General features: G+C 56.8%; 6 protein-coding genes and 2 pseudogenes. 2 read left to right on the top strand and 6 right to left on the bottom strand.

The genetic code is table 11. The features are described from left to right. The 5 genes and pseudogenes from repC to VK682_RS26760 form a co-directional block, all read right to left on the bottom strand. Positions 1–1,064 (bottom strand): plasmid replication protein RepC (gene repC / locus VK682_RS26780; protein ID WP_425262624.1); only part of this gene is annotated, 1,064 nt, incomplete at its 3' end. Positions 1,065–1,095: 31 nt separating this feature from the next. Continuing rightward, positions 1,096–1,422: pseudogene (locus tag VK682_RS26775) on the bottom strand (helix-turn-helix domain-containing protein); the annotation flags it as partial. Between the two features lie 160 nt (positions 1,423–1,582). Beyond that, positions 1,583–2,578: a plasmid partitioning protein RepB gene (gene repB / locus VK682_RS26770; RefSeq protein WP_064225040.1), complete on the bottom strand. Its 996-nt coding sequence runs from the start codon at positions 2,576–2,578 to the stop codon at positions 1,583–1,585. Between the two features lie 103 nt (positions 2,579–2,681). Next, positions 2,682–3,893 carry a plasmid partitioning protein RepA gene (gene repA, locus VK682_RS26765; protein ID WP_064225041.1) on the bottom strand — a complete coding sequence of 404 codons (1,212 nt, stop codon included), beginning with the start codon at positions 3,891–3,893 and terminating at the stop codon, positions 2,682–2,684. Between the two features lie 493 nt (positions 3,894–4,386). Next, positions 4,387–4,725: a DUF736 domain-containing protein gene (locus VK682_RS26760; RefSeq protein ID WP_065331090.1), complete on the bottom strand. Its 339-nt coding sequence runs from the start codon at positions 4,723–4,725 to the stop codon at positions 4,387–4,389. Between the two features lie 650 nt (positions 4,726–5,375). Between VK682_RS26760 and VK682_RS26755 the strand changes: the two genes are divergently transcribed. Both VK682_RS26755 and VK682_RS26750 read left to right on the top strand, forming a co-directional pair. Then, entirely contained in the window at positions 5,376–5,717 is a 342-nt protein-coding gene (locus tag VK682_RS26755) for a type II toxin-antitoxin system RelE/ParE family toxin (RefSeq protein WP_064225051.1), read from the top strand. Beyond that, positions 5,714–6,007 (top strand): type II toxin-antitoxin system RelB family anti-toxin transcriptional regulator, encoded by a 294-nt coding sequence (locus VK682_RS26750; protein ID WP_064225043.1) that lies wholly within the window; start codon positions 5,714–5,716, stop codon positions 6,005–6,007. Before VK682_RS26755 ends, VK682_RS26750 begins: the two co-directional genes overlap by 4 nt. Positions 6,008–6,015: 8 nt before the next feature. Here the strand turns inward: VK682_RS26750 and VK682_RS26745 are convergent. Further along, positions 6,016–6,348: pseudogene (locus tag VK682_RS26745) on the bottom strand (DUF2493 domain-containing protein); the annotation flags it as partial. Between the last annotated feature and the right edge of the window lie 43 nt (positions 6,349–6,391).

Here is a 6,391-nt window from a genome sequence, read left to right as displayed (position 1 = left end):
GGTTCCTCAGTTGGTGCTCTCCACTTTTTCCGGGCAAGTCCACTGAGCCTGCCATAGAAACTACGCTCCAAATGCAGCTCTCCTGCCCCAGCCTTCTCGACCATGCCCCGAAGATATCCGCCCGGCGAGGCAACCTCACCGACACTGTGCTTCTCGAAGACGAGCGCAAATGCGGCCGTGGCCACTTGGGTCCCCATTCGATCCTGCGCTACGTTCCAGGCATGCTCTGAGATACCGATCATCGGCCTGAGTTGCCCGGCAACGCGGTGCAGGTCGCCCCAATCCTTCAGGAATCCACCCATATTGCGCGCCCAGGACGCGAATTCCGGACAGGCCTGCATGATTGTCGGCAGATCGAGCGCCGTCCGCTTCTTGCGCACCTCGGCAACCCAGTCTTCCAGCTCCCTATCAACCCACTCTTCGGGTGGAGCATTGGGTACCACGCCCGCCGCTTCCTCTTTTTTAGAGGAATTACTAGTTACAGGATTAAGTTGATTTGTAATTAGTATATGAGGTTCAGAAATGACCTCCCTGGGGTCCATTTCTTGAGTCTTTTTTGTGATTTGGGTGTCTTTGTTACCGATGTTTTCCACAGGTTTTGTCGCACCAGTCGCCTTGAGATAGGCCGCTTCGACCCGTTCCTGAAGTTCCTTGAACCACAACAGTAGCCGTTCCAACTGCTCAGAGGCTTCATGACGACGCGGAAGCCGGTCCAGAAGTTCCTCAAAGAGTCCAGTGAATTGGCTCCAGGGCCCGCGCAGCGCGCTGCTGATAGCCGCCTCAATCCGAGCGCGGATCATCCGGCGTGCCACCGTAATCTGACGCTTCAGGCGCTGGCAGAGCTCGCGCTCGGCCTGCAGCTCGGCATGAAGCTCCTCGAACTCCTCGACACGGGCTGAAAGCGGCGACAGATCGAAGCCATACGCCTCAACGATGCGCCCATCGGCGTCCCTACGGCCCCACCGCTTGCCATTCGGGCTGTCCTGAAAGGAAATCACGCCGATCTCGGCCAGGCGCCGCGCATGGCGCTTGAGCGCGGAGAGCGAAAAGCCCGTCCGCTCCATCAGATAGGCGTTCGACNTTGCCATTCGGGCTGTCCTGAAAGGAAATCACGCCGATCTCGGCCAGGCGCCGCGCATGGCGCTTGAGCGCGGAGAGCGAAAAGCCCGTCCGCTCCATCAGATAGGCGTTCGACGCCCAGACGATCGGGCGCTGCCCCTCCTCCCAGTCCTGGGCCTGGGTGAAGGCCCCGAGCGTGTCGAGGAGCATCATGTCGCCAGCCTTCAGGCCGATATGTGCACCAACGCGCTTGAGCGCGACAAATGCTCGTGTTTTGGGTACTGCTACCCGTTCACCGGCTTGGGCAAGTTGCTCAGCAACCCCAAGACCCGGTGTCGGCTTGCGCCAACCTGTATGTTTCATGCCTGTATCTCACCTCCGGTTATGTGGAGGCAAAAGAAAGCCGTTCGCTCAAAAGCGTTCATCGTTGACAGTGATTCGTGGGAGAGGTATCTTCTAAGCGACCAAACTTTTCAGATTAGCTCTCAGGCCACGCTGCTTGGGGGCTTTTCTTTTGCCTAGATCATTGTTCCGACTGCTCCTCTTTTGTTGCGAGGAATTCGCTGTAGAGCTGATCCAGTCGACCGGAGAGAAAGTCTCCGAACTCGGTTGAATCCTGTGCTGTCAGCGAAATACTGAATGCCCTTCCGGACCGGCCGATTACCCCTTTGATGCGGCCTTTGCCGGCGGTCCAGGTGCGCTTCTTGGGTGCCATGCGCGTCTTTCTGCGCTTGGGTGTCCTGCCCGCCTCTGCCAGTCTGCTGTGCAGGAGCTCGAACCTTGCATCGCTATCCAGCTCGTGAAACCCTTCGAGTTCCAAGGCACCTTCAAGGACCTTTTGGTTCGCAGACTCCGAAGCCAGCTTCTTGAAATCCTCCCAGCGGTCACGGCCAATCTGCTTAGCGGGACCGATCCGCTCAATCACATGCCTCGGGATGTTCTGCGCGACAGACAACATGCGCGACAACAGCGTTCCATCAATGGTCAGCGCCGACTGGATCACATCCTTCGCCTGCCCCATATCAAGGAGGCTTTTTGCGAAAAGCGCCTTCTCGATGAATGAAAGATCCGCGCGCGCCGTGTTCTCTTGCCCTTGGGCGAGAATGTGCGCCACATCGTCCATTGGTTTGACTACAGCGCGAACCTTCCGGCCAAGGGCTGACGCCACGCGCACACGCCGATGGCCGAAGACGATCATATAGCGACCGTCCAGATCCGGGTGCGGGCGAAGCAGTACTGGAGTGTCCTGGCGACCAGTTGCAATCGACTCCTTCAGCTCGTTGAAGGCCTCGTCGTCGTCGCTGAGACGATCCGAAATGAAGGACACATCGATCAATTGGGGATCGATTTCGACGATGGTTTCCCCTTCGAGCAAGCGCTTCGAATTTTCGGCAAGATTGTCAATCGAGACCTTCATGGACTTTGATGCGCCACGCATCGCATAGCCTGATCGGCCAGAGTCCTTCGGCTGCTCGGAAGAACTGGCCATCACATTTTTCAGGAGGTCTTTACGAGCCATCAAACTGTCTCCTTCTGGGCGATCATAGACGTGAACACTCTGGACAAATGGCTGTCTGCACGGCTGTCAAAACTATCAATCTGCACGGCTGTCAAAGACGTCGTCATTCGCGCCCCCATGCTTTGTGGATCAGCTCCGAAACCTCATCGTTCACGTCGTTCAGTGAAGTGATTGCCCGGTCATAAGTTGTGCGAACAAACTGGGAGCGCTCGACCTCGTAGAGTGTCTGTTTAGTAATCCCAGCGTCGGAGATCGCCGTGGATTTCAAAACAGGCGCGGTAAGCATCTGGTTCGGGAACATCGCCTGCAGAAACCCGACCATCTGCTTCTGAGGGCCATCAGTGGGTTCAAACCTGGTAACCAGATAGCGAAACCATTTCAGTCGCATGTTCGCGCCAGCGTCTCGTATTGTCTTCATGATTCCGCCAAGCATGAGCAGAAATTGACTCATCGACATAACGTCCAGCATCTGTGGGTGGACGGTGACGATGACTGACGACGAGGCTGTCAGTGCGGTCAGCGTGAGATAGCCAAGCTGCGGTGGGCAATCGATCACCACGACATCATAGCGATCATCGACTTCGTCGAGCGCCTTAGAGATCCGAGTGAAGAAAAGGCGCCCCTCGTGGGGGTCGCTGCTCGTCAAGGCAACGGGGGTATCGTACTCATACTCTTGAAGTTCCAAACTTGCAGGCACGATATCAAGGTTAGGAAAGTTCGTTGGTCGGATTACTTCGATAATTGGCTTGCGTTGATCATCGTAGCGGAGCGTCTCGTAGAGCGATGGAACATTATCGAGCTCCGGCTGAATACCATGCAGAGCTGTCAGTGATGCCTGCGGGTCAAGATCGATCGCCAGTACACGATGCCCTTTCAGCGCCAAGTGCTGAGCCAGATGAGCCGCAGTCGTCGTCTTTCCGGACCCGCCTTTGAAGTTGACGACAGAAACTACATGCAGTTCCTCACCTTCACGCCGATGGGGCACATACCGCCGCTTTCCAGGCCGACCATGCTTGTCCAAATACGCCCGCAGTTCGAGCATTTGCTCAGCTGAATAACTACGCCTCCCCGACGACGAGGTTTCGGGATCAGGCCCCTTACCTTCTAGGTGGAGCTTCTTGATTGTCGACTGGGTCACGCCGAGATAATAAGCGACCTCCGCCAGCGAAAACTGACGTAGACCTTTCTGGGCATCTGGAGGATACTGTTCCTGCCGCAACATATTGAGACGGTCAGAAATCAGCTCTCCCTGTTGAAGGATGATCTCGTCGAAGGGTTGATCCTTCGTATCAGCCGTAAATGACCTATCTCGCATCCGCCTGCCCTCTAAATATCGCTTTTTCAGCAATTTATCCCTTTAAAGTGTCATCTACACGGAAAAATGAGTCTTAACAACGATTTTCACGCGGTGGCTTATGCACTCCCGCAGCACGATCGAGTCTAGATGCGGCGACAAGCTATAGTGAGCGGCGAAAAAGGCGGCCCAACATATGGAACCAACGGTGCGGCCTTCTGCGCAGCACTCAACTCGAACGGCGCGGTAAAAATACTTTAACCTACTGTTTTAAAATACATTTATGTAACTGCACGGCTGTCAAACGGCACATGGCTTGAAGCGTCGAAACGCCTAGCGGATCCGCAAACACGACAGCCACGCAGCGAGCTGCATCAGAAAAGTTCTACATCTGAACCGTGGTCACTTGGTTCCGTCAAACACATCGCCCATGCCACTCCAACACATAATAAATCGTGTCAGTGCCATAGGAGACAACGAGAATCGGCTGGGTTGCCCCAGCCGATTCTTTGCGTCACGCGGCGTCTTTGGGGCCCCAGGGGATGATCGCCTGCAGGGACAGATCGTCCTGGCTTGCCGCCTTGCCGAGGTTGGCGTTGAAGCCGTGGTCGCGGATGGTCAGCGTGTAGTAGTCTGCGCCGGTCTCCTTGTTCTGCTTCTTCCAGATGCCGCCGCATTCGACCAGCTTGCCGCGCGGGGAGCGGCCGAGGACGCGGTGCGTGGGGGCCATCGGGTTCGAGCTCGCGACGGGTTCGACCGTGATGTCGAGGTCGAAGGTCAGGGTCGAGATGGAGCCGACGCCTTTGGCGGTTTCGATGTCGGCGCTGGTGAATTTGATGCAGTTCGTGGTCATTGCTCTTCTCCTTGTTTGCGTTGCAATGATGGTCAACTTGCAGCTGGCCAAGGCCCGGCCACACCGAAGGCGAAGCGCAGCGGAGAGGGGCAGGCGCCGATCTTTTTGCCGCGCGAGGATTGGCCCACCCCTGTTCTTTGGTGGGTCAGGGGAAAAAGATCGGCGACAACCTTTGTGGACGGGACGACAGCTGCGACCAGCATGTCATGCAACTCAGACATCGGGAGAAGTGCGGTGGCCGCGAAGGAAACTGGGTGAACAGCCGAGGGAGTTGCCACCAGAATCTTGGCTTCTTACTAACTCACAGAAGATGAGACATCGTCCAGACGTCAAAGTCGCATCCCCAGGATCACTAACGTGCCGATAGTCTTCGCTGAAGCGCCCAAGATGCGGAGGAGTGCTCGACGCGAACAGAGCGTGGAACGAAAGGCCGGGTCGCCACGAGACACCGCAACCATCCAATAGCCCTAAATGACAGCCCGTCTGGTTGGTTCGGTCAGAAAATGCGACAAGATATTTGGTCAAGGGCCGCCGGTACCAACGGACAGAGCATACTGCCTAGCTCTAGCATCAGTTGCCAACTTGCCCTTCCAGTGCGCATACTATACGTCATTGACACATACGCCGCCAAAACCTATATGGAACTGACGATGACGCGATTGCAGACAGTGGTCGAACTGCCCGAATTCCAAAGGCGCGCCAAGGCAATCATGTCGGACCAGGAGCGTGAGGCGGCGATCAACTTCATTGCCGCCAATCCGGAAGCGGGCGTCTCTCTTGGCGGCGGATTACGCAAAGTCCGCATCCCGAGAGAGGGGAGCGGCAAGAGTGGCGGCTTCAGGACGGTGTATGTCTTTGGCGGGACCCATATGCCGATCTTTCTGATCACGGTCTTCGCCAAGAATGAGAAAGCCAACCTGTCAAAGACCGAACAAGCTGCTGCGGTAGAGATGAGCAAGGCGCTTGTCGCGAAATATGGAGACGCAACATGAGTGCATTTGAAACCGTATCCAAGGGCCTCGAAGAGGCTCTGGCCTTCGCGAATGGCGATTTGGCCGACGCCAAAGTGCATGAAGTTTCCGTGGCGGAGGTCGATGTCGCCGAAGTCCGGCAACGGACGGGCCTGTCCCAGGCCGAGTTTGCGAAGAGCATTGGCGTCGCGAAAGGTACGCTCCTGAACTGGGAACACGGGCGCCGGCACCCGACAGGCCCAGCACAGGTTCTGCTGGCATTGATCGCCAAGAAGCCTTCCGTCGTACAGGACCTCTTGCGCGGGGCGTGAACCGGGGCCTAAGCCCCGATCCTCTTGATGCGGATTCCGAGCTTGCGGGCCTTGTCGACGATGTTCTCGGTGATGCCCGAACCGGGCGTGGCAATCAGACCCTGTGGCATGGTTTCGAGCATCTTGTCGTTGCGCTTGAAGGGGGCGGCCTTGCCGTGGCTCTTCCAGTCGGGCTTGAAGACCACCTGGGTGATCCCACGGGTATCTGCCCAGCGGGCCGCGATCATCTCGGCGCCTTTGGGCGTGCCACCATGCAGCAGCACCATGTCGGGGTATTTCGCATGGGTGGCATCGAGGACGGACCATATCAGATCGTAAGCCTGATAGTCCCCGCCTGAGAATGGACTTGCCCGGCTTTAGTGGAGAGCGTTTAGCTCACTTCCC

It is taken from the genome of Salipiger marinus, from assembly GCF_035481585.1.
In the GTDB taxonomy this organism is placed as follows: Bacteria; Pseudomonadota; Alphaproteobacteria; order Rhodobacterales; family Rhodobacteraceae; genus Salipiger; species Salipiger marinus.
This window is presented reverse-complemented; position numbering and strand designations above follow the sequence as displayed.